The 22,233-nt window shown below is 66.1% G+C and carries 21 protein-coding genes; 8 read left to right on the forward strand and 13 right to left on the reverse strand.

The genetic code is table 11. The annotated features are described in order from the left end of the window. Positions 1-165: 165 nt before the first annotated feature. Positions 166-2,361: an RNA polymerase recycling motor ATPase HelR gene (gene helR / locus ACFWF1_RS36240; RefSeq protein WP_379288644.1), complete on the forward strand. Its 2,196-nt coding sequence runs from the start codon at positions 166-168 to the stop codon at positions 2,359-2,361. Positions 2,362-2,472: 111 nt separating this feature from the next. On the opposite strand, the gene ACFWF1_RS36245 is transcribed toward helR, so the two are convergent. Both ACFWF1_RS36245 and ACFWF1_RS36250 read right to left on the reverse strand, forming a co-directional pair. Continuing rightward, the gene (locus tag ACFWF1_RS36245) at positions 2,473-2,775 is read right to left on the reverse strand and encodes a histidine phosphatase family protein (RefSeq protein ID WP_379288642.1); all 303 of its coding nucleotides are present in this window, start codon (positions 2,773-2,775) and stop codon (positions 2,473-2,475) included. 150 nt (positions 2,776-2,925) lie between these two features. Beyond that, complete coding sequence (locus tag ACFWF1_RS36250; RefSeq protein ID WP_379288640.1) at positions 2,926-3,357, reverse strand: MarR family winged helix-turn-helix transcriptional regulator; 432 nt, start codon at positions 3,355-3,357, stop codon at positions 2,926-2,928. A gap of 86 nt (positions 3,358-3,443) precedes the next feature. On the opposite strand from ACFWF1_RS36250, the gene ACFWF1_RS36255 reads away from it, so the two are divergent. Continuing rightward, positions 3,444-5,006 (forward strand): MFS transporter, encoded by a 1,563-nt coding sequence (locus ACFWF1_RS36255; RefSeq protein ID WP_379288638.1) that lies wholly within the window; start codon positions 3,444-3,446, stop codon positions 5,004-5,006. Positions 5,007-5,635: 629 nt separating this feature from the next. Here ACFWF1_RS36255 and ACFWF1_RS36260 read toward each other — a convergent pair. The 4 genes from ACFWF1_RS36260 to ACFWF1_RS36275 all read right to left on the reverse strand — a co-directional run bounded on the left by ACFWF1_RS36260 (position 5,636) and on the right by ACFWF1_RS36275 (position 8,163). After that, on the reverse strand, positions 5,636-6,499 hold the full coding sequence (locus ACFWF1_RS36260; RefSeq protein WP_379288637.1) for an NAD-dependent protein deacetylase: 864 nt from the start codon (positions 6,497-6,499) through the stop codon (positions 5,636-5,638). Between the two features lie 33 nt (positions 6,500-6,532). After that, positions 6,533-7,183, reverse strand: coding sequence for a transcriptional repressor LexA (gene lexA / locus ACFWF1_RS36265; RefSeq protein WP_379288635.1), 651 nt, complete (start codon positions 7,181-7,183; stop codon positions 6,533-6,535). A gap of 70 nt (positions 7,184-7,253) precedes the next feature. After that, entirely contained in the window at positions 7,254-7,892 is a 639-nt protein-coding gene (locus ACFWF1_RS36270) for a DUF2199 domain-containing protein (RefSeq protein WP_379288633.1), read from the reverse strand. Further along, positions 7,783-8,163 (reverse strand): VOC family protein, encoded by a 381-nt coding sequence (locus ACFWF1_RS36275; RefSeq protein ID WP_379288632.1) that lies wholly within the window; start codon positions 8,161-8,163, stop codon positions 7,783-7,785. Before ACFWF1_RS36275 ends, ACFWF1_RS36270 begins: the two co-directional genes overlap by 110 nt. Before the next feature lie 73 nt (positions 8,164-8,236). Between ACFWF1_RS36275 and ACFWF1_RS36280 the strand changes: the two genes are divergently transcribed. Together ACFWF1_RS36280 and ACFWF1_RS36285 are read left to right on the forward strand one after the other, a co-directional pair. Next, positions 8,237-8,890, forward strand: coding sequence for an ATP-binding cassette domain-containing protein (locus ACFWF1_RS36280; RefSeq protein ID WP_379288630.1), 654 nt, complete (start codon positions 8,237-8,239; stop codon positions 8,888-8,890). Next, positions 8,890-9,666: an ABC transporter permease gene (locus ACFWF1_RS36285; protein ID WP_379288628.1), complete on the forward strand. Its 777-nt coding sequence runs from the start codon at positions 8,890-8,892 to the stop codon at positions 9,664-9,666. Before ACFWF1_RS36280 ends, ACFWF1_RS36285 begins: the two co-directional genes overlap by 1 nt. Before the next feature lie 9 nt (positions 9,667-9,675). Here ACFWF1_RS36285 and ACFWF1_RS36290 read toward each other — a convergent pair whose 3' ends face one another. The 7 genes from ACFWF1_RS36290 to ACFWF1_RS36320 form a co-directional block, all read right to left on the reverse strand. After that, positions 9,676-11,142, reverse strand: a complete 1,467-nt coding sequence (locus ACFWF1_RS36290; RefSeq protein ID WP_379288627.1) for an FAD-dependent monooxygenase — start codon at positions 11,140-11,142, stop codon at positions 9,676-9,678. A gap of 10 nt (positions 11,143-11,152) precedes the next feature. Further along, the gene (locus tag ACFWF1_RS36295) at positions 11,153-11,734 is read right to left on the reverse strand and encodes a PadR family transcriptional regulator (protein ID WP_379288625.1); all 582 of its coding nucleotides are present in this window, start codon (positions 11,732-11,734) and stop codon (positions 11,153-11,155) included. Positions 11,735-11,806: 72 nt separating this feature from the next. Next, positions 11,807-12,235 carry a GNAT family N-acetyltransferase gene (locus ACFWF1_RS36300; protein WP_379288624.1) on the reverse strand — a complete coding sequence of 143 codons (429 nt, stop codon included), beginning with the start codon at positions 12,233-12,235 and terminating at the stop codon, positions 11,807-11,809. Between the two features lie 65 nt (positions 12,236-12,300). Next, positions 12,301-14,592 carry a molybdopterin guanine dinucleotide-containing S/N-oxide reductase gene (locus ACFWF1_RS36305; RefSeq protein ID WP_379288622.1) on the reverse strand — a complete coding sequence of 764 codons (2,292 nt, stop codon included), beginning with the start codon at positions 14,590-14,592 and terminating at the stop codon, positions 12,301-12,303. A gap of 89 nt (positions 14,593-14,681) precedes the next feature. Then, positions 14,682-15,158 (reverse strand): nitroreductase family deazaflavin-dependent oxidoreductase, encoded by a 477-nt coding sequence (locus ACFWF1_RS36310; protein WP_379288620.1) that lies wholly within the window; start codon positions 15,156-15,158, stop codon positions 14,682-14,684. A gap of 301 nt (positions 15,159-15,459) precedes the next feature. Then, positions 15,460-15,936: a DUF1772 domain-containing protein gene (locus ACFWF1_RS36315; RefSeq protein WP_379288619.1), complete on the reverse strand. Its 477-nt coding sequence runs from the start codon at positions 15,934-15,936 to the stop codon at positions 15,460-15,462. An 84-nt stretch (positions 15,937-16,020) separates the two neighbouring features. After that, positions 16,021-16,350 carry a rhodanese-like domain-containing protein gene (locus tag ACFWF1_RS36320; RefSeq protein ID WP_379288617.1) on the reverse strand — a complete coding sequence of 110 codons (330 nt, stop codon included), beginning with the start codon at positions 16,348-16,350 and terminating at the stop codon, positions 16,021-16,023. Positions 16,351-16,437: 87 nt separating this feature from the next. Here ACFWF1_RS36320 and ACFWF1_RS36325 point away from each other — a divergent pair, with 87 nt between their 5' ends. The 4 genes from ACFWF1_RS36325 to ACFWF1_RS36340 all read left to right on the forward strand — a co-directional run bounded on the left by ACFWF1_RS36325 (position 16,438) and on the right by ACFWF1_RS36340 (position 22,050). Next, positions 16,438-16,887, forward strand: a complete 450-nt coding sequence (locus tag ACFWF1_RS36325; protein WP_379288616.1) for a MarR family winged helix-turn-helix transcriptional regulator — start codon at positions 16,438-16,440, stop codon at positions 16,885-16,887. A 153-nt stretch (positions 16,888-17,040) separates the two neighbouring features. After that, positions 17,041-19,320: an MMPL family transporter gene (locus tag ACFWF1_RS36330; protein ID WP_379288614.1), complete on the forward strand. Its 2,280-nt coding sequence runs from the start codon at positions 17,041-17,043 to the stop codon at positions 19,318-19,320. A 75-nt stretch (positions 19,321-19,395) separates the two neighbouring features. Further along, positions 19,396-20,334 carry a TIGR03621 family F420-dependent LLM class oxidoreductase gene (locus ACFWF1_RS36335; RefSeq protein WP_379288612.1) on the forward strand — a complete coding sequence of 313 codons (939 nt, stop codon included), beginning with the start codon at positions 19,396-19,398 and terminating at the stop codon, positions 20,332-20,334. A 387-nt stretch (positions 20,335-20,721) separates the two neighbouring features. After that, the gene (locus ACFWF1_RS36340) at positions 20,722-22,050 is read left to right on the forward strand and encodes a family 1 glycosylhydrolase (protein ID WP_379288610.1); all 1,329 of its coding nucleotides are present in this window, start codon (positions 20,722-20,724) and stop codon (positions 22,048-22,050) included. Positions 22,051-22,233: the final 183 nt, after the last annotated feature.

Genomic DNA, 22,233 nt, shown 5'->3' on the forward strand with positions numbered 1-22,233 from the left:
TCACGACTGCCCTGACCTCCACACGAGCAAAGCCGTGGCCACGATCCGCACCGACTGTGCGACAACGGCCACGACACTGCTGCTCGACGCGATCAGCCGAGAACGAGCGAACGTGCCCGCGTGACCAACGCGACACCGTCGAGCCAGCGAAAAAGGAAGGGGCACATGCCTACTCAAGGGTATGAAGCGGAATTGAGGTCCGAGCGGACCTATGTGGCCGGGCTCTACACGCGTCTGGACGCCGAACGCGCGCGAGCGAAAGGCCAGTACAACGCCGCGTTGCGCGGCAGAGACGTGTCCGCCATGGAACGCGAGGACCAGGTACGCGCACTGGGTAAGTCGGTGCAGCGGCTGGACGTCGCCGACAACGGACTGTGCTTCGGTCGATTGGACACCCTCTCGGGCGAACATTCCTACATCGGCCGGATCGGCCTCTACGACGAGGCGAACGAGTTCGAACCGCTGCTGCTCGATTGGCGAGCACCCGCGGCACGCGCGTTCTACGTCGCCACTGCCGCGACGCCGGAGAACATGCGCAGGCGCCGCCAGTTCCACACCCGTGGACGTCAGGTGGTCGACTTCACCGACGAGGTGCTCGGCCGACCCGACGACGGCGAACGAGGCGACGCGGCCCTGCTCGCGGCGGTCAACGCGCCGCGCGGTGCGGGCATGCGCGACATCGTCGCGACGATCCAAGCCGAGCAGGACGAGATCATCCGACTCGACCATCCAGGCGTGCTGGTGATCGAGGGTGGTCCCGGTACCGGGAAGACCGTGGTGGCGCTGCACCGAGTCGCGTATCTGCTCTACACCCAGCGCGAGCGAATGGAACGTCAGGGCGTACTGGTGGTCGGGCCCAATCCGGCGTTCCTGAACCACATCGCCCACGTCCTACCCTCGCTGGGCGAGACCAACGTGGTGTTCACGACCGCGGGCGAGCTCGTGCCCGGTCTGCGCGTCACCGCCGAGGACGTCCCGCAGGCCGCGAAGCTCAAGGGTTCATTGAAGATCCTGGACGTGCTCGCCGCAGCGGTCGCCGATCGCCAGCGACTGCCCGAGCATCCGGTGACGATCGAACTGGCCGACGTCACCGTGCGCATCGACGCCGCGACCGCCGAATGGGCCAGGGAGGAGGCGCGCACGAGCGGACGGCCGCACAACGAGGCGCGAGCGGTGTTCCGCGACATCATCACGTATGTGCTCACCGAACGGGCGATCGCCCGGATCGGGCGGGACTGGTTGACCAGGGACGACCGCGAAGCATGGGAGCAACTGCGCGAGGACCTGATCGAAGAACTGGCGACGCACGACACGTTCGCCGCCACCCTCGATGAGCTCTGGCCGATCCTGACGCCGGAAACATTACTGGCACAGCTGTATTCGTCGCCCGAACGATTGCGTGCGGCAGGTGCCGACGAAGCGCTGTTGCGTGCGGACGGCGCGGCCTGGACAGTGTCGGACGTACCACTCCTCGACGAACTGCTCGACCTGCTCGGCCCCGACAAACCGGTCGACCAGACCGCCGAGCGGGAACGAAAAGCCGAGGCCGAGTACGCCGCCGGTGTACTGGACGTGATGGTCGGCCGCGAGGACATGATGGACGACGAGGACCATCTGTTCGCCCAGGATCTCCTCTACGCCGAAGACCTGGCCGACCGCTTCCTCGAACGCGACACCAGAGAACTCGCCGAACGTGCTGCGGCAGACCGCGATTGGACCTACCGTCACGTCGTGGTCGACGAGGCCCAAGAACTGTCCGAAATGGACTGGCGAGTGCTGATGCGCCGCTGCCCGAGCAAATCGTTCACGATCGTCGGTGACCTCGCCCAACGCCGATCGGTCGCCGGCGCCACCTCGTGGGACACGATGATGGCGCCCTACGTCCCCGGCCGCTGGGCCTACCGTTCCCTGACGGTCAACTACCGCACCCCCGCCGAGATCATGACCGTCGCCGCCGCGCTACTCGCCGAGTTCGCACCCGGCGTCCAGCCACCGGAATCGGTCCGCGCATGCGGTGTCCAGCCATGGTCGAGACAGGTAACCGAGGATGAATTACCCACTGCCATCGACGAATTCGTTCGAGCCGAAGCCGACCATGAGGGCACCAGCGTCGTGATCGGGCCAGCGGGCCTGCCTGGCACCGTGACGGCCTCAGCGACAAAGGGATTGGAGTTCGACGCCGTCCTGGTAGTTGACCCCGAACGAATCCTTGCCGAAGGTCCACGCGGTGCCGCCGAACTCTACGTCGCCCTCACCCGCGCAACCCAACGCCTCGGCGTCCTGCACGAAGGCCCACTCCCACCAGCCCTGACCGGCCTCACCGAGATCGGCACCCCCGCACAGGCAGGAAATCGCCGGTAAGCGAAGCGAAGGCCGCCACGTCCCCCACCCGTGCGCGGCCTTCGCCACCGAACCGATGGGCCCGTTCACAACCTGGATCGCTGTGCCCCGCCGCCGACCTTGATGCGCAACTCACTGAAGTCCGGGGCCAAGTACGCGAATCCCTTTGCTGGAGAAGTCGATACAGTATATCGCGCCTGACCGAATCCCCAGTCCACGCCGATCACCAACACGCGCAAGCGGTTCGACAGTTCGAACGGCGCGCAGGTAGGGGCTGGACGCAATCCCGCACGGCGGCAACGCGATCAACTCGTCAACGAGCCGTTCTGGCTGAGCTACACCCTGATCGGTCAACGGACGCTCGTAGTCGTCGGGCCCACCTTGTTGCGGAATGAACGGTTGAGCATGCCGCACAAGGACCAGCGTGGATCTCATCGGCCAAGGACTCGGCAACCGGACCAGCTGGACGCCATGACCGACGCAGAGCGTCGACTACTAGCTACAGCCAGCGCTCCGACACCGGCCGACGCTCGGCCACGTTTCACCAATCACTCTGTCTCACAGTGTATTACGACTACCACCGGGTCAGTGGCAGGCGTCGGAGATCCCGTCCAGCCAGTCGCGGATCGCGGCTTGCTGGGCGGGGGTGAACGAAGCCTCCAGTTCGGCTTCGCGGCGGCCGACGGCGATTCGGGCTTCGGCCAGGCGGGTTCGGCCGGATTCGGTGACGGTGATCTGGTGGGTGCGGCGGTCGGAGGGGTGGGGGCGGCGTTCGATGAGGCCCTCCTGTTCGAGGCCGGTGAGCATTTCGTTGGCGGCCTGCCGGGTGCTGGCGACCTCGCGGGCGATGTCGGCGACCGACATGCCGGGGTGTGTGGCGGTCATCATCAGGGTGGCGTACTGGGAGGTGGACAGCCCGAAGGTCTTGAGCTCCTCCCCGATTGCCGCCCGCATGTTCAGCCACACCTTGCGGACCATGAACGTCAGCGACCCGACCTCGCCCCGATAAGAACCCAACGAAAAGACCTCCTCGATATTGACAGGTTCCTGACGACTATGCGAAGTTAATCGTCAGGTTCTTGCCAATCTTAGCGAAGGTTCTCATGCTCACGTCTCCCACGGTGCCGAAGTCCAGGCAGCGGCTGATCCTCGCCGTCCTCGTGCTGTCCTCGTTCCTGATCTGGATGGACAACACCATCCTCAGCCTGACCTTCCAAACCCTCGCCGACCCGGTCCGCGGGCTCGGCGCGACTCCCGCCCAGCTGCAATGGGCGACCGGCTCCTACACCCTGGTCTTTGCCGCATTGATGTTCACCGCGGGCGCACTCGGCGACCGGTTCGGTCACCGGACCGTGCTCGCCACGGGCCTGGCGACCTTCGCCGCCGCGTCGATATGGGCGGCCTACGCCGGTGACGCAGACCAGCTGATCGCCGCGCGTGCCGCGATGGGCGTGGGCAGCGCGCTGATCATGCCGGCCACCATGGCCATCCTCACCTGGACCTTCACCGGACCCGCCCGGGCAACCGCGATCGGCATTTCCTCTGCCTCCGCGGGTGTCGGGATAGCGGCCGGTCCACTGCTCGCCGGGGTGCTGCTCGACCATTTCTGGTGGGGCTCAGTGTTTCTCATCAATGTCCCGGCGGTGCTGGTCGGCTTGGTGGGGATCGCCGTGCTGATCCCGGAATTCCGCAGCCCGACCCCGCGCCCGCTCGACCTGACCGGCCTGCTGCTGTCGATCACCGGGCTCGCAGCGTTGGCCTACGGGCTGATTCGCGCGGGGCAGGTGGCGTCCTGGACGCCGGCGGATGTCTGGGCACCGATCACCGCGGGCGTGATCCTGTTGGGCGCGTTCGTGATTGTCGAACTACGCCTCCGTCAGCCGAGCTTCGATCCCCGACTACTCGCGCAACGGACGTTCGGCGGCGGCAACGCGGCCCTCGGCCTCCTGCTTTTCGCGATGACCGCCGCCGGCTTCTACAGCGCGTTCTATCTGCAAGGCGCACGAGGCTTCTCGCCCCTGCAGGCCGGATTCGCCACATTCCCCGCCGCGCTCGGTGCGATCGTCGGCGGCCCACTCGGCATCCGACTGGTGCGCCGCTGGTCACTACGCCCGGTCACCGCGACCGCACTGACCGTGGCGGCACTGGCGATGGGCAGTTTCGCGTTCTTCGGACTGCACACCCCGCTCGTCTGGAACGAGATCGTCCTACTGATCCAAGGCCTGTCGATCGGCATCGTGATGGGCAGCACGACCGCGGCACTCATGAACACCCTGCCGTTGACACAGGCCGGCGCCGGATCCGCAGTCACCAACACTGTGCGCCAAACCGGCAGCGTGCTCGGCATCGCGGTAGGCGGCACCATCATGTCGATCGCCTACCGGCGCGGCATCGCATCCGCACTGCATGACCTGCCCGCCGACGTCCAGGAACGGGCACAGGTCTCTGCCGAACAAACCAGACATGCCGCGTCAGTGATCCACAGCCCCGACCTGGCCCGGGCCGCCGACGCCGCATTCATCCACGCCATGCACGTAGGCGCGGTATGGACCATGTTCATCGCCCTCACCGGCGCGGCGGTGCTGGCGATTGCTTTGCGACCCAACCGGATTCCGGCCGACGCGATACCCGAGCAGTCCGACGTCCTGGAGCCGGCCGCACTGTAACCTTTGATTCGCCGAGAAGGTCGGCCCCGGGCATTCCGTCGCGACCGGTGTCATGCCCGCTATGGCTCGATGCCCGACTAGTAGTGGACGGCTCCGCGAGCGTGCCTGCTCGCGGAGCCAGTTCGCTGGGTTCGGTCTGTACCGTACCGAATTCGGCCTGTGCAGCGTGGCCGCGCTGCCGAGCGTCGGCGATCGAGGTGGTCAGCGTGCTGTGTCACCGAAGCGTTCGAAGGCGATGTCGAGCCGCGACGGACCGACCTGCGTCGCCATTTCCTCAGCCAATGTTTCTCCTCTCGGGATTCAGCACATTGGACATCCGCACCTGCCCGAAAATAGAGTCGGGCGACCACCATTCAGCGGCTGAACCGACTCGGGCTTGCGAGTATGCGGCACCGACTGGGCCTTGCCGCAAGCCCACCCATGCGATATATGTTGAAAGGGAAGAGTTCTGGGCGGCCGAATAGTCTCGTTCGGCACAACATGCGTGTTCGCATCGACTGCAAGCCGGTCATTCAACAGGCGAAACTTTCGCAAAGCCCGCCGTATAAGCCTGCCGACCGCCATTGGTGGCATCAAATGCCCATATGCACGCGATGCAACGACGTGCATTGCGCCACAACAAAAGTCGACTACACCGTTGCTCCGGCAAGAACGCGCGCATCCCCGAGCCTGTCGGCAAGCGCGACAAGAGCACCCGAGCATCCAGCATCAACAGTCAACGACGCCAACTCATCCCCACGGGTATTGCCACGATTGACGATCACTACCGGCCGGCCCCGTTTCGCCGCATGCCGCACGAACCGCAGCCCGGACATCACCGTCAACGACGACCCTGCGACCAGCAACGCGTCCGCCTCGTCAACGAGTTCGTACGCCGCCGCCACCCGCTCCTTCGGCGCATTCTCCCCGAAATACACGATGTCGGGCTTGAGCATTCCCCCGCAGCCTGCACAATCGACCATCCGAAAACTGTCGGTATCGGCGACAATCGCGTCGGCATCCGGCGCGACCTCTACCCCATTGGTCGTCGCCCCCTCGGCAAACCCTGGATTCGCCGCCTCCAACTGCTCCGCCAACGCCATCCGCGAAATCAACGCAGCACAACCCAAGCACCGCACCCGCGCATAGGTGCCGTGCAGATCGATCACCCGACGATGCCCCGCCTTCGTATGCAGCAGATCCACATTCTGGGTGATCAGACCACTCACCACACCCAGTCGCTCCAGCCGCGCCAGCGCGCGATGCCCCGGATTCGGCCGCGACGCATCCATCCGCCGCCAGCCGATGTGATTACGCGCCCAATACCGCTGCCGAAACACCGCGTCACCGACGAACTGCTGATAGGTCATCGGATTGCGGGGCGGCGAGGACGGACCGCGATAGTCGGGGATACCGCTGTCGGTCGACACACCGGCACCGGTCAGCACCACCACCCGTCGGCCGGCCAATAGCTCGACCAGCCGCTCGAAGTCCGGTTCGGAGATGTCCGACATCATTTCAGCGTACGACGACCCGCCACCGGCCGATCAGACGCGGCGCATCACCGACACCACCTTGCCCAGCACAGCGGCCTTATCTCCGTCGATAACCTCGTACGCGGGATTGCGCGGCTCGAGATACACATGCCCGTTGCGCCGCCGATACACCTTCACCGTCGCCTCCCCGTCGATCATCGCGGCCACGATCTCCCCCGAGTGCGCCTCGTTCTGCTGCCGCACCACCACGATGTCACCATCGCAGATCGCCGCATCGATCATCGAATCGCCGCGCACCCGCAACCCGAACACCGTCCCGCGCCCGACCAGCTGACGTGACATCGTCACCATGTCGTCGGTGTGCTCCTCGGCCAGAATCGGCGTGCCCGCCGCGATGTCACCGACCACCGGCACCGCCACCGAGTCCTCGTTCGACTCCCGTGTCACCGAGCCTTGCAGGAACATCCGCACATCGATCGGCCGCGACATCGTCTCGCTGCGCCGCAGGAAACCCTTCTCCTCCAGGCTGTTCAGATGCTTGGACACCGACGACGACGACTTCAACCCCACCGCGTCCCCGATCTGCCGGGAGTTCGGCGCATAGCCCTGGCGCACCACCCAATCGCGAATCGTGGCCAGGATCTGCTGCTGGCGCTCCGGCAGGCGGGAGGTGTCGAGATGCTCGAGGTCGTCGTAGGTCACCGGGGCATCGTAGAGGTCAGCGCCGATCACACGGTCGCACAGGCCATTACGGAGTGTCGCCGCGCGCCGGTCAGGCTCGGCCGAGGTGGTCGAGGAACAGCTCGTGCGGCCACTGCTCGTGCAGAACACGGTCGAGCAGTGGATCACTGGAGTGGTCGCAGTAGGGAGTCTGGTCGGGATCTCGGACCGTCGCGATGACCGGGGACGCCAGCAGACCCCACGGTTCGATCGCGTTCGCCAGCCGACCATCGATCCGCAGCTCGGCGTATTCAGGCGCGTACCAGATATCGAAGATCGGACGTAGCTCACGGGGATCGATGGCCAGCCACATGCCGTAGGTAAGCGTGTATCCCGCGGTGAGTTCGATGGGCAGCAACGCGCGGACGAACGCACCCAGCCCCGACACCTGCATCATCATCGACTCGTTGGGCGTCGAACCGTTCATCCACGTGCCCGGTGTCCGTTCCCGGTCGGGCAAGGCAAGCACCGGATCCGGCATCCGGAACCGGATGTGCCTGTTGTGCCGATCGAGAGAGTCCCCGCAGGTCGGGCAGCAACCGAACTCCCCTGCGTGCGCATGCTCGTGCGCTGAGCCTTGTTCAGCCGTCGATCCCTCGTTCGGATTCGCTTCGCTCGACACAGAATTCGTTCCCTTCGGGATCGAGGAGGGTGACCCAGCCGCGCCCCTCGGGGGTGCGGTGATCCTCATACAGTGTCGCGCCCAACGCGATCAGCCGCTCGACTTCCTCGTCGCGGGTCCGTTCGGTGGGCATCCAATCGAAGTGGATCCGGTTCTTCACCGTCTTGCCCTCCGGAACCCGGATGAACAGGAAACCGGGCACGGGTGCGGGCGCGGTGAGCAGCGCCTCGTCGTCGTCGACTTCGTCCTCATCGGAGAGCGGCCAGCCGGTGACGGCACTCCAGAACGACGCGAGCTTGTACGGGTCGGCGCAGTCGATGGTGACGTGGCGGAGAATCATGCCGGCGAGCCTATCGGGGACGCGAGTGCCGATGCAGCGCAATAAAATCACCGCCACGTAGCAGGATTGGCCCGTGCACACCTTCGTTCTCGATCGAGTCGGCGTGGTCGCCGGTTCGGCACCGCTGCTCGTCGGCCTCGATGTCGCCATGCCCGGAGGTCGGTGCACCGCGGTGGTCGGGCCGAGCGGGACCGGCAAGACCACACTGCTCCGGCTGCTCAACCGCCTCGCCGAACCGAGCAGCGGTCGAATCCTGCTCGATGACGCCCCGATCACCGGGCTCGATGTGCTGGAGTTGCGGCGCCGGGTCGGGCTGGTACCGCAGCGGCCGATACTGCTGGCCGACGTGGTGGTCGATGAGGTGCGGGTCGGGCGCGGCGACCTGCCGATCCCTCGGGTGCACGCTTTGCTGACCCGGGTCGGGTTGCCGGAGTCGTTCGCCGACCGTCGCTGCGCGGAGCTGTCCGGCGGTGAGGCACAACGGGTCTGCCTGGCCCGTGCGCTGGCCGTCGAACCCGACGTGCTGCTGCTCGACGAACCGACCTCCGCGTTGGACACGGCCGCGGCCGCTGTTATCGCCGACCTCGTTCGCGAGCACGTCGACGCGGGCGGCGGCGTGATCCTGGTCAGCCACGATCCCAGCTTCGTGCGAGCAGTCGCCGACGACGTCCTGCTACTCGACGGCAAACGCCTGATACCCGAACCCCGAACCGATCGGAAACCCTGATGGTGCAAGGTCTTTCGGTACCCGACTGGTCCGGCGTCTCGGCCTCGCTGCTGCTGGTGGCGCTGGCCGCGTTCATCGCCTACCGCCAGCACCTCGGCCTGACCCGCGAACTCGTGATCGCCGCGATCCGTGCTGGAGTTCAACTGATCGCGGTCGGCGCGATCCTGCTGATCGTGTTCCGCCACACCGCACTACCCGGCGCGTTCGCCTGGGTGATCCTGATGGTGATCATCGCCGGACAGGTCGCGGGCCGTCGCGGTGCAGGCCTCCCGCAGGCGCGTCGGACCGCGACGATCGGTGTCGCCGTCGGCGCCAGTATCACTCTCGGCGCCCTCGTGCTGCTCGGTGTCATCTCCACCGAGCCCCGCGTCGTGGTCCCGGTCGGCGGGATGGTTGTCTCCGGCGCCATGCAGGCCACCGGCCTCGCATTACGCCGAATCCGCGAAGATGCCCGGCAAGCGAGACCCGCCATCGAAGCCCGACTCTGCCTGGGATTATCTGCCCGCCAAGCTTTCCTGCCGCACCGCCAATCCGCGCTGCGCACCGCGCTGGCCCCCACGATCGACGCCACCAAGGTCGTCGGCCTGATCAGCCTCCCCGGCGCGATGACCGGCCTCATCCTCGCGGGCGTCGATCCGCTCACGGCGATCCGCTATCAAATCGTGGTCATGTACATGCTCCTGGCCGCGACCGCCCTGGCCGCTCTCACCGCCGCTCGTGTCGCCGAACGCGCACTGTTCGACGACGCGCAACGACTTGTGCCGCTGCCCGACTGACGCGCCGGTCTAACGGGGGTCGCCGGTAGATCCGGCGAGGACTGGGGCGACCAAGCGATGAAGTGCGTCCGCAAGACCGGCATCGTGCTCGGGAGTGGTGCTGAGCCAGGCGGTATGGCCGTCCGGGCGCAGCAGCAGTGCGCGGATATCCGGATGCGCAGGGCAGTTGGCGGCAACCACGGTGATCGAGGCCGACCACATCGAGAATGCCTGTTCGGGAGTCAGATCCAGCAGCACCGGGCGGCCGGAATGCAGTAGCGCGGCCAGGGTTGTTCCGCCATCGGCGGTGAACAAGGACAGGTTGGGGGCGAGGCGGCCGAGCCACGGGTGCTGCCCGCCGGGCAGGTAGCAGGTGTCCAGGCCGGTCAGGATCTCGGTCAGTGCGCGGTTGCCCGCCGGATGTGCCGCGACCCGCTGGACCAGGTCGGCCAGCGGCGACTCGGGGTCGTTGAGCATGACCTGCGCGCGCTGATTCGACAGCAGCGCCGTACCGGTCGCGTGCCGTTCGTCGTGATAGGTGTCGAGCAGGCTTTCCGGTGCGGTGCCGCGGACCGTCGCCGCGAGCTTCCAGCCCAGGTTGAACGCGTCGTCGAGGGCGACGTTCACGCCGATGGCCCCGGCGGGCGGGTGGATGTGCGCCGCGTCGCCGGCCAGCAGGACACGTCCGTCGCGGAAGCGCTCGGCCAGGCGCGCGGCGTCCCCGAACCGGGAAAGCCAGCGTGGTGCGCGCAGTTCGGCGCGCACGCCGAGCGCATCGGACACTTGGGACCGCAGCAACTCCAACGTCACCGGGGAGTCCTTGTCCGCAGGCGGATCCTGTTCGCGCACAATGACTCTGACGTACCCCGGCCGCGGAATGACGAACACGGTTCCCCCATCCGGTCCGGTCGAAAGACCGTACGGCAGATCGCATTCGACATCGCCGAGCAAGCAGAAGAGGGTGGCGTCGGTGCCGGGGAACGCGATGCCCGCGCTCTTGCGGACCACACTGCGGCCACCGTCGCAGCCGACGAGATACCGCGCGGTCAGCTGAGTGCGGGACCGTCCGTTGTCGACCGTCGCGGTAACCGACTCGGTGTCCTGCTCGACTGCGCGAACCGCGTGACCGCGCAAGACGGTGGCGCCCAGTTCGCAGGCCCGCGCGGCCAGCACCTCTTCGACGCGGGTCTGCGGGATCCCCAGTGAGAACGGGTGATCGGTCCGCGCCCCGGCCAGTCGCAACGGTTGCCGGATCCCGCCGGCCGGGGCGTTGGGCACTTGGTGGCCCTCGGCGATGAACTGCTCGGCCAAGCCGCGCCGGGCGAGCAGGTCGAGTGCGCGGGCGTTCAGGTTGTAGCCACGGCACCACAGCGGTTCCGGCGAACGCTCGAGGACAGTCGTGCGCACCCCGGCCAGTGCCAGCTCGTAAGCGAGCATGACACCCGCCGGGCCCGCGCCGACGATCAAGACTTCGGTATCCAGTGGACGGTTGGACATGGTTCCCCCTTCAGAACGTGCCGGGCTCAGGCCACGGAAGTGAGCCGTCGGTGATCTCGGCGATGGTCCGCCGAGTCCACTCCAGTTCGGCCTGCCAGGCGTGCCGCTGGTACTCGACTTCGATCATGAACAGCCGCGGCGCTCCGGCGCCGACGGTCTGCTCGAGTGCGGTGTCCGCACCGGAAATGTGTTCGGCGAGGTGGCGGGCGCGCTCCGCGAGCGCATCGGCGGCCCGCTCCGGGCCGAGCGCGGCGAGATAGCTGACCGCCGCAATGAACTTCGGGAACTCTGCGACCGGAGTACGCACCAGTTCGTCGAGCCACGCAACGAATTCCTGGCGCCCGAGTTCGGTGTGCGCGTAAACCGTTCGCTCCGGACGGTTGCCATCGCGAACCGTCTCGACCGGCTCGATCCACCCGTGCCGCACGAGCGCCTCGACGGTGTCGTACAGCGAGCCGGAGTTGATCTTAAAACTGCTGTCCTTGAGCCGTTCTCGCAGCGTGGCAGCCATTTCATAAGGGTGCATCTGACGTTCGAGCAGCAGCCCGAGCAGTGCGAGGGCCAGCGTATTGGTGATTTTGCGTCGTGCCACAGTTAGTCGCTTCCTATTAGTCGGAGCCGACTATACCGGCTGCCGAACGAAGCCGCTATCCCGTCGGCGACGTCACGGACCGAGGTAGTAGTGCAGCGACGCGACCCGCCTATCCGCCATCGTCCAGCCCGCCGGTCCGCTGTGAACTCGCCGCCAACCTGCTCGTTCATACAACGAAATCGCCGCAGCACCACCAACTTCCACATCGAGCACCGCACGACAACCGCGTCGCCCGGCCAGCTCCACCGCCGCGTCGAGCAGTCGACCCCCCACGCCGCCGCGCCGGTTCGACGGCGCCACGAACAGCCGAATCACCGACAGCAACGCGACACCGGGCACCACGTCGCGAACCGCCTGCGGAAGCAGGCTCGCACCGATACCGACCTGGCCGACAACGACACCATCCACCTCGGCAACCCGGGCATCGACCAGCTTGGCCGGAGTCAACCAATGCGCCGGATCTTGCGGCCACGCACTGGGATACCCATCGGCCTCATGCACCGCACGCAGGACCGCTACGCAGGCCGGTAGATCCTCGACTGTCCTAGGGCGGACTGTGATCACGGCTACGGAAGGCGTTGTCCCGCTTCCTGAACCGTGGCGGGCGGCTGGTTGACGGCCAAGTCGGGGACCACTCCGTCGTACCGCTCGATTTCGACCAGCGACAGCTGGCCGGTGCATCCTTGGCTCAGCGTCGAAGAGGGGCGGTCCGGGGTCAAGACGTTCGGGTTGCCGTGGCGGCAGAACGCGGGGTTCGCCGGGTCGGGGTCGTACCAGGCACCGGTGGACAGTTGCGCTACGCCCTGCCGGACACCGCCGTCGATGACCAGCCCGGCCAGGCAGCTGCCGCGCTTGCTGCGGATACGGACGGTGTCGCCGTCGTGTAGGTCGCGGGCGGCGGCGTCGGCGGGGTGCAGTCGAACCGGTTCGCGTCCGGCGACTTTGGTGGATTGGCTGTATTCGCCGACGTCGAGTTGGCTGTGCAGCTTGGAGCGCGGCTGGTTGGCGACGAGCTGCAGCGGGAACTCGGCCGCGGCGGGTGCGCCTAACCATTCTTCGGGTTCGAACCACGTGGGGTGGCCGGGGCAGTCGGCGTAACCGAAGCTGTCGATGGTTTCGGAGAAGATCTCGATCTTGCCGCTCGGGGTGCCGAGCGGGAATTGCTCGGGGTCGGCGCGGAAGTCGGCGCAGAGGATCTGCTGCGGGTCGGGTACCGGCAGTTCGATGTGCTCGCTGGCCCAGAAGGTGTCGAAGTCGGGCAGGTTGTGGCGGAGTCGCCATTCCTCGTAGAGGTGGCGTAGCCACTCGTCGGCGGTGCGGCCCTCGGTGAATTCCTTACCGATGCCGAGGCGTTCGGCCAGCTCGCCGAAGATGGCGTAGTCGTCGCGCGCCTTGCCGTGCGGGCGGGTGATCGCCTTCATCGGGAACAGCAGAGAGTCGTTTTCGCCTGCGCCGTAGTCGTCGCGTTCGATCGTCATGGTCGTGGGGAGCACGAAGTCGGCGTGCCGGGCGGTCGCGGACCAGAACGGATCGTGCACCACCACCGTCTCCGGTCGCGTGAAGGCCTCGCGCAGCCTGGCCAGATCCTGGTGGTGGTGAAAGGGATTCCCGCCGGCCCAGTAGACCAGCCGAATATCGGGGTAGATCAAGTGCCGCCCGTTGTACTCGAAGGGTTGACCCGGATTGAGCAGCATGTCGGCGATACGCGCGACCGGAATGAAAGTGTCGACTCCGTTGAGCCCCTGCGGCAACCGCGGCGGCGAGAATTCCCGCGCGGGCTCGCCCACATTCGCCGTCGACCCGTAGCCATGCCCGAAACCACCGCCGGGCAACCCGATCTGGCCGAGCATCGCCGCGAGCACCACCCCCAACCACAGCGGCTGCTCACCGTACTGCGCGCGCTGCAACGACCAACTGATCGTCACGAAGGTCCGCGCGCTCGCCATCTCGCGCGCGAGCGTCCTGATCCGTTCAGCGGGTAGCGCGGTGAGCGCCGCGGCCCACTCCGGAGATTTGACGATCCCGTCCGTCTCCCCGCGGACATAGCCGAGGAAACGCTCGTAGCCGACCGTGTACTTGTCCAGGAAGGCCTTGTCCGCCAACCCTTCCGCGTCCAGCACCTGCGCCCACGCCAGCATCAGCGCGGTGTCGCTGCCCGGCCGCGGCGCGAGCCACTCTGCTTCGGCCTCCGCCGGAATGTCGTCACGCAACGGAGTGATCGAGACGAACCGGCAGCCGCGCGCCCGCGCGGCGCCGATCCAACCACGCGTGTTGTGCCGGGACACGCCGCCGGGCGCCACCGCCGCGTTCTTGGGCGACAGCCCGCCGAACGCCACCACCAACTCCGCGTGCTCGGCCAACACCGTCTTCGACGTCGCCCGCTCGAGGACGACACCGAGATGATCGAGCACATGCGGCATCAGCACCTGCGATACCCCGAGGCTGTAGCTGTTGACGTGCCGCACATACCCGCCGAGGCAGTTCAGGAATCGATGCGTCTGGCTCTGCGCGTGATGAAACCGGCCCGCGCTCGCCCACCCGTAGGACCCGCCGTACACGGCTTCGGCACCGTGCTCGCGATACACCCGCCCCAACTCACCGGCCAGCAGATCCAGCGCGGTCTCCCACGACACCGGCACGAACGGCTCGTCCCCGCGCCCGGTGGCGCCCGGCCCACGCTCCAGCCAGCCTTGCCGAACATAGGGTTGATCGACCCGGGTCGGATGATGCTGCGCGGACGCCACATTCTCGATCAACCGCATCGGCTCCGGATCGCCGTGCCACGGGCGAACAGCGGTCAGTCGATCGCCATCGCTGTCGGCCTCGAAGGCACCCCAGTGCGTCAGATGCGTGGTCACCGTCCCACCGTAACCCGGCCCTCCGAAAAAGTGGTGGGCCACTTCGTCAGCCCCGACTCACCGCCGCCACGAACACATTTCGACCGCCGTCAGACGCGGTGCAACTCGAACATCCGGAACTGCCGCCCGCCCGACAGCTCGTATTCCATCTCGTACCCGGGCCAGAATTCCACGGCCAGGTCCCAGGCGGTTTTGCGATCGACACCGGCGAGCTCGGTAACCGCGACCGTGAACTGCTCGCCCTTGTGCCGCACAGTCGCCGTACCGGCGGCACGCAAATTGGCCGACCACACCGGATGCTTCGGACTACCCCAGTTCGAGCCGAGCACGAGGAAGTCTTCGCCGCGCGGCACATACAGCAGCGACGTCGTCCGCGCGATACCGGTCTTGCGCCCCGCGACGGTGACCTCGATCGAGGGCAGCCCCACCAGATCCAGCACACCTCGCCGGCCGTTGGTCCAACGCCGCACAGTGCGCTCCACCGGAATAACGACCGGCGCGGTGCGCATCACCCAGCGCTGTTGGGCCAGCCTGCGAGCAATCGGCGGCAGCGGATTCGACACCATCTCAGAATCCTGACACGTCCCCGTTCCCCAGTCGCTCTACCAGGCCGGGACCGAGGGGCATGTCACATCGGAAGTCACCCGGCACGCCGCAAAGTTGTTGACAGACAACGCTCCACGAACGACGAACCCCGGTTCGGACCATGGACGCTATGGCGGACTCGGCGACAAGCGAACGACCGCGGAAAATCCGGAATGCTTCGACACCGGCAACCCACTCGTCATCGAGATCGAACGCTGACGGCCCACCACACGACTGTGCGGCCGATCCGAATCAACCGGATCGACCGTACAGTCCGCGACCTCACACCAGCGCGATGGCCGCACCCAACCCGGCAAGCGCAATGAACTGCAACGCAACCCGCGCATTCACCACGCTGTCCCACTTGTCCTGCAGCGCACGAGCATTCGGCGGCGTGATGCCCGCCTGCGCCGCGGCGGTCTGCTGCGTGTTCACCGGCTTGGCCACGCGAACGTAGACGAGCAGCCAGATCACCAACGCCGCCACCGCGATACCGGCCGCGACGGCCGCACCGACATAGCCACCGATCGCCGCCAGCACCGCGGTCAGCACGGCGGTGACAACCCCGCTGATCCCGACGATCGGCATCCGGCGGTCACCGTAGTAATGCCCCCATCCCGCCGAGGCCGTCACTGTCGCGTCGTCCAATCGTGCGTATACCGACCGCGTGATGATGGCGTAGCAGGCATCGGTGCCGTAAACGACGGCGTTGGCGAGCACCGCGACGATGCCGAGGACCTGAACGACTGTGCTGAACATTGATGGACTCCGTCTGTCGATCTAGCGTTGCTAATCAATCTAGCACAGCTAGTCATCAACGCAAGTCCGGACAGCTTCCGCAGGTCAGACCCCCGCGACGACAGGGAGCCCGGCGTCCGCCCAGTCCTGGATCCCCGCTCGATACGCGCGGACATTCGTGTACCCCAGCGCCCGCAACTTGACTGCGACGTTCTCGCTGTTACGGCACGCCTCGTTCGCGCAGTACGTCACAATGGCCGCCTCTCGATCCGGAAGCAGTTGTCCCGCAGTCGATTCCACGTCGGACTCGACCAGGACCACCGCACCGGGAAGATGCGCCTTCTCGTAGTAACCAGCCCCGAGCGTGTCGAGCACCGTCACCGAACCCGCCTCGATCGCGGCGGCGAGCTCCTCGCGAGCAATGACATCGGTCATGACATTTCCTTCCTCCGAACACAAACTATGTGCGTGTGCACGCTACTATATGCGTGCGGGCGCACACAAGTAGGTAGGATCGAAGCCGTGGCCAACACCGACCATCCCCGCGCAGCAGCCAACGCCTGGTCCGCACTCCTGCGCGTCCACGCCCAACTGGTGCCCCAACTCGACGCCGACCTGCGCACCGCAGTCGGACTCCCCCTCGCCTGGTACGACGTCCTGCTCGAACTCGACGGCGTCCCGCCCCTGCGCATGACCGACCTCGGCGCCCGCGTCGTCCTCAGCCGCACCCGAGTAAGCCGACTCGTCACCGAACTCGAGACCGCAGGACTGGTCACCCGCGAAGCCAACCCCGACGACGGCAGATCGGCCTTCGTCACCATCACCGACACCGGACGCACCCGCCTACGCGAAGCCGCCCCGCGCTACCTCGCCGGCATCGAACAACGCTTCGCAGGCAAACTCGACCCCGACGAACTGCGGACACTCACCCGAACACTCGGCAAAATCCTTGGCCCAACCGACATTTCCTAGCAGAACTCTCAGGAAGACCACTCCGCACCACCGGTACTTTGGATAGCGCGCATATCGGGCGCGACCACCGGAAGGATGCAATCTCTTGATGATCGGTGCCCTCAGGCCGCTCCCCACCCGACCGACCTGCCCGCACCTACAAAGAGCCGCTTGATGTTCGCGCGCTGGGGAGATTTCGTCCATCGGTTCCGATTCATCGTCATCGCCGTCGTCGGTGCCGCACTGCTCGCGCTCGGCGGGTACGGATCCAACCTGTCCGAGCATCTGAGCTCCAGCGGGTTGGATGACCCGACTTCGGAATCCGCGAAGGCCGCACGGATAGCGGACGAAGCCTTCGAGCGCGACCACCGAGCCGACGTCCTCGTGCTCTACACCGCGCCCGCCGGCGTATCGCTCGACGATCCGGCGTTCAGCGCCAAGGTCGTCGACAACCTCAACAGCCTGCAACGCCAGCACCCGGATGAAATCGACAAGGTCAACGGCTCCTACTGGAAGACCGAGACCGGCCAACAGCAACGCAGCGCGTTCGGCAGAGCGGACCTGAACCGCGCCTTCGCCTCGGTCGCCATCAAGGGCAACACCGACACCGAAGTGGTCAACAACTTCCGGAAAGTGAAGGACGTCTTCTACATTCCCGGCGTAGACGTCCAGGTCGCCGGACTGCAACCCGTCGCAGGCACGCTTACCACCTCGCTCGACGAGGACATCCACCTGATGGAGATCGTCGCTTTCCCCGTGGTGGCCGTGCTGCTGTTCTTCATCTTCGGCGGATTGGTCGCCGCAGCGCTCCCCTTGATCGTCGGCGGGCTCACCGTCATCGGCGCCAACGGCATCATTCGTCTCTTCACCGAATTCACCGACGTCAATATCTTTGTCTCCGGCGTCGTCTCGATGATCGGCGTCGGCCTGGCCATCGACTACGGCCTCTTCATCGTGAGCCGGTTCCGCGAGGAACTCGCCGAAGGCTACGACACCCGAACCGCGGTGCGCCGCGCCGTGATGACCGCGGGCCGCACCGTGGTGTTCTCCGCGACCATGATCATCGTCAGCCTCGGCGGCATGCTGCTGTTCCCGCAGGGCTTCCTCCGATCGATGGCCTACGCCTCCATCGCGACCGTCTCCCTCGCCGCATTGACGACGCTCACCGTCCTGCCCGCAATGCTGAGCATTCTCGGCCCGCGCGTGGACATGCTCGGCCTCAAGCGTTTCGCCAAGACCAAGACCGCCGAGGAGGTGGAGAACGGTTTCTGGGGCCGCTCCACCCGCTGGGTGATGAAGTACCCGAAGCGGATAGCCATCCCGATCTGCCTCGGACTGCTGCTGTTGATCATCCCGGTGAAGAACATCGCCTTCGGCGGATTCAGCGAAAGCTATCTGCCGCCGGACAACCCGACCCGGATCGCCCAAGAAGAGTTCGACCGAACCTTCCCCATCCGCAAGGCCGATCCCGTACAGCTCGTGTTCGTTTCCGACAACACGAAGGCCATCGGCGATGTCATCAAGCAGGCCAATCGCGCGCCGGGCCTGCTCACGCCACCCGGTGCGACCGGCCCCTTCGCCACACCCAGCACCTCGACCAAACGCCCCGACGTCTACCGGACCGAGGCTGCCCTCGCGGTCAAAAATGCCAACGAGACCATCGACTATCTGCGCGCGATCCAACTACCCGACGACGTGACCATGCTCGTCGGCGGAACACCCGCGATTCAAAAGGATTCGATCGACGGCCTTTTGGGTCGCATCCCCTTCATGGTCGCCGTGGTTCTCTTCCTCACCACGGTGCTGATGTTCTTGACCTTCGGCTCGCTCATCCTGCCGATCAAGGCCGCTTTGATGAGCGCGCTCGGACTCGGCTCCACCCTCGGCATCCTCACCTGGATCTTCGTCGACGGAAACGGCGCGGGACTGCTCAACTTCACCCCTCAGCCGATCCAAGCGAACATCCTCGTCCTGATCATCGCCATCATCTACGGCCTGTCCACCGACTACGAGGTATTCCTGTTGTCCCGCATGGTCGAAGCCCGCACCAAGGGCGCGACCACCACCGAGGCGATCCGCATCGGCACTGCGAACACCGGCCGGATCATCACCGCCGCCGCGGCCATCCTGCTCGTCGTCACCGGAGCGTTCGCGTTCTCCAAACTGGTGATGATGCAGTACATCGCCTACGGCATGATCGCCGCGCTGATCATCGACGCGACTATCCTCCGCATGCTGCTGGTACCCGCCGTCATGAAACTGCTCGGCGACGACTGCTGGTGGGCCCCGGCCTGGATGAAACGCCTGCACGAACGCGTCGGACTCAGCGAGCCGATTCTCGCCGACGAACACCCGTCCACTCGCGACATGACCGACCTCGTCAAGACCACACCCATCACCGACCCGGTGACCGTGCGGCTGCCCGTCATCACCGCGGATCAAGGACAGCGCTGAATTCGCCCTCAGCGGAATCGCTTACGCCGCAAGGTCTTCCCGAATTAGCGTGGGCAGCTCGAAGGGAGGGCGAGTATGAACGCTCCGATCAAGTTCTCGATGACCGCCAATGTGGTCGAGGTCGGCTCCTGGCCGGACTTCGCCAAGGGGTGTGAGCAGGAGGGGTTCGATGCCCTTATGGTCCCTGACCATCCCGGTTCGTTCGTCTCGCCCTTCGTCGCGCTTGCCGCGGCCGCGACGGCCACCGAGACGATCCGGCTCGGGACCAATGTGGTGAATGCTGGGATGTGGGAACCGTTTCTGCTTGCCGGAGAGGTCGCCACGCTCGATTTCGTGTCCGGTGGGCGGGCGTTGTTCGGGATCGGGGCCGGGCACACCCCGGCGGAATGGACCATGCAGGGGCGCGAGCATCCTTCGGCCGCGGCACGGGTCGACCGGATGATCGAGGTCACCGATACCACGCGGCGGCTGCTCGCCGGCGAGACCGTGACGTTCGCGGGTACGCATGTTCAGCTCCGGGATGCTGTGCTGAACCGGCCGCGCCCTGTACAGGAGGACGTGCCGGTGCTCGTCGGCGGCAACGGGACTCGTGTGCTCCGATATGCGGCCGCGAACGCGGATATCGTCGGATTCTCCGGGCTCGGCCGGACGTTGGCCGAGGGGCGCAATCATGAAACCCGGTGGAGTCGCGATCAGATCGACGCGCACGTCGAGATCGCACTCGACGCTGCCCAGCAGGCCGGACGTGCGCCCGCGTTCGAGGCACTCGTGCAGCATGTGGAGATCACCGACGACGCCGAAGCCGCCTGCGCGCGTTTCGCCGAGGATATTCCCACCACCAGCGTCGCCGAGCTGCTCAGTGCGCCGTACGTGTTGATCGGCACGGTCGACGAGCTGGTCACCGAGTTGCGGGCGCATCAGAAGCGCTGGGGGTTCGACCGATTCGTCATGCGCGCACCTGCCCGTGCCGCCGGTGTCCAACTCCTCGAGGCACTCGCCTCAGCGCAGAACTAGCGCCCGCCGACCAGCCCTCTCGTCTCGGCTGACGAGAGGGCTGGAACGGTTGATTGAGGAATGGTGATTTGTGGTGAGGTTCAATTGGAATGGACTGCATGCGTAGATGCGCATATCTACGTATCTAGATGGATTATCTATATTGATACCTTCCGCTGGACCTCTGCCGATCTCCACCACAGAACCTGATGACTCCAGAACCTGATGTCCCCCAACAGAACTCCCTACCGAAGCCCGACGACTCCCCTACCCCACCTGTAGGGCTACAGCTGCCCGGCTCCTCCTCCAACTCTCCGGCACCGCCACAGATCCAGCTAAAACGGACATACGACCAGTTACGCTGTCCCCCAGGTCCATGGCCCGGTCATCTCTTGAACTAGGAGTCCGATGCGATCACAGCGCCGTCGCCACGTCTTGCTCACCCTCGCGGCCACCACAACCGCGCTGATCGTCGGCAGCACCGCCACCGCCGCGGCACGCCCAGAACCGCCCGCTCAGGTCGCGCCCCTCGGCCCAGACTTCCTCTGGGGTGTCGCCGCGTCCGGATATCAGTCGGAAGGCCATGCGCCCGACAGCAATTGGTCTCGCTACGTGGCAGCCGGGAAAACCACTGACCCGTACGGCGATTCGATCGACTTCTTCACCCGATACCGCTCGGACATCGCCCTGGCCGCCCAACTCGGCGTCAAGGTCTATCGAATCGGCCTCGAGTGGGCGCGAATCCAACCGCGCCCCGGCGAGTGGGACGAGAACGGACTCCGCTTCTACGACGATGTCATCGCCGCGATCACCGCGGCAGGCATGCAACCGATGCTCACCATCGACCACTGGGTGTATCCCGGCTGGGAGGTCGACCGCGGCGGCTGGCGCAACGCGAGCATCGTCGACGACTGGCTCGCCAACGCCCGCACCATCGTCGACCGCTACGCCCCCGCCAACCCCCTGTGGGTCACCTTCAACGAGCCGACCTTCTACATCGTCAACGAACTACAGAAGGGCGGCATCTCGCCCGCCGAGGTACCCGCCATGCACGACCGAATCGCCCTGGCGCACAACAGCATCTACGACTACATCCACGCCGTGCAGCCCGGCGCACTGGTCACCAGCAACGTCGCCTACATCCCCACCGGCGAGGACCTCCTCAACAAACCCCTCATCGATAAAATCCGCGCGCGACTCGACTACATCGGCATCGACTACTACTACGGCCTCTCCCCCGAATCCCTCCTGGCGGGCCCGCCCGACCTCGAAAGGCTGTGGACCCAACCACTTCAGCCAGAAGGCATCTACTACGCCCTGCAGCACTACGCCCGCCAGTTCCCCGAAAAGCCGCTCTACATAGTCGAAAACGGCATGCCCACCGAAAACGGCGCACCCCGGGCCGACAACTACACCCGCGCCGACAACCTCCGCGACACCATCTACTGGCTGCAACGCGCCAAGTCCGACGGCATGAACGTCATCGGCTACAACTACTGGAGCCTCACCGACAACTACGAATGGGGTTCCTACACCCCACGTTTCGGCCTCTACACGGTCGACGTCCTGACCGACCCAACCCTCACCCGCAAGCCCACCGACGCCGTCCCCGCCTACACCGCCCTCACCCAGGCCGGCGGCGTCTCCCCCACCTACCGCCCCACCCGAGCCCCCCAACCCTGCTCCTTCGTAGACGCCGCAGCCAGCTGCCTCGACCCCGTCACCGTCCCCCGATGACCCAGTCCTGATTCTCTTCGTCGGCGATCGGTTCAGTAGCGAAGGCTGATCGAGTCGAGTCAAAAGGTCGCTGCGGAAGATCAAGTAGCGACCTTTTGACTCGGCTCGCTTGGAGGTTGGCCCCCGCCCCCGCAGGGGCGCCCGGGCGGCGGGCACACCCCAGGAGGCAACCCCACCGGGCGG

Origin of the sequence: Nocardia sp. NPDC060255, assembly GCF_042727395.1 — a bacterium.
Classification (GTDB): domain Bacteria; phylum Actinomycetota; class Actinomycetes; order Mycobacteriales; family Mycobacteriaceae; genus Nocardia.

Bases quoted from the DNA above. Each gene is read 5' to 3' on its own strand.
- ACFWF1_RS36335 (WP_379288612.1), top strand. From the start codon at position 19,396: ATGAACGCTCCGATCAAGTTCTCGATGACCGCCAATGTGGTCGAGGTC.
- ACFWF1_RS36315 (WP_379288619.1), bottom strand. From the start codon at position 15,936: ATGTTCAGCACAGTCGTTCAGGTCCTCGGCATCGTCGCGGTGCTCGCC.
- ACFWF1_RS36340 (WP_379288610.1), top strand. From the start codon at position 20,722: ATGCGATCACAGCGCCGTCGCCACGTCTTGCTCACCCTCGCGGCCACC.
- ACFWF1_RS36245 (WP_379288642.1), bottom strand. From the start codon at position 2,775: ATGAGATCCACGCTGGTCCTTGTGCGGCATGCTCAACCGTTCATTCCG.
- ACFWF1_RS36255 (WP_379288638.1), top strand. From the start codon at position 3,444: ATGCTCACGTCTCCCACGGTGCCGAAGTCCAGGCAGCGGCTGATCCTC.
- helR (WP_379288644.1), top strand. From the start codon at position 166: ATGCCTACTCAAGGGTATGAAGCGGAATTGAGGTCCGAGCGGACCTAT.
- ACFWF1_RS36290 (WP_379288627.1), bottom strand. From the start codon at position 11,142: ATGTCCAACCGTCCACTGGATACCGAAGTCTTGATCGTCGGCGCGGGC.
- ACFWF1_RS36260 (WP_379288637.1), bottom strand. From the start codon at position 6,499: ATGTCGGACATCTCCGAACCGGACTTCGAGCGGCTGGTCGAGCTATTG.
- ACFWF1_RS36285 (WP_379288628.1), top strand. From the start codon at position 8,890: ATGGTGCAAGGTCTTTCGGTACCCGACTGGTCCGGCGTCTCGGCCTCG.
- ACFWF1_RS36330 (WP_379288614.1), top strand. From the start codon at position 17,041: ATGTTCGCGCGCTGGGGAGATTTCGTCCATCGGTTCCGATTCATCGTC.
- ACFWF1_RS36320 (WP_379288617.1), bottom strand. From the start codon at position 16,350: ATGACCGATGTCATTGCTCGCGAGGAGCTCGCCGCCGCGATCGAGGCG.
- ACFWF1_RS36270 (WP_379288633.1), bottom strand. From the start codon at position 7,892: ATGAGGATCACCGCACCCCCGAGGGGCGCGGCTGGGTCACCCTCCTCG.
- ACFWF1_RS36275 (WP_379288632.1), bottom strand. From the start codon at position 8,163: ATGATTCTCCGCCACGTCACCATCGACTGCGCCGACCCGTACAAGCTC.
- ACFWF1_RS36310 (WP_379288620.1), bottom strand. From the start codon at position 15,158: ATGGTGTCGAATCCGCTGCCGCCGATTGCTCGCAGGCTGGCCCAACAG.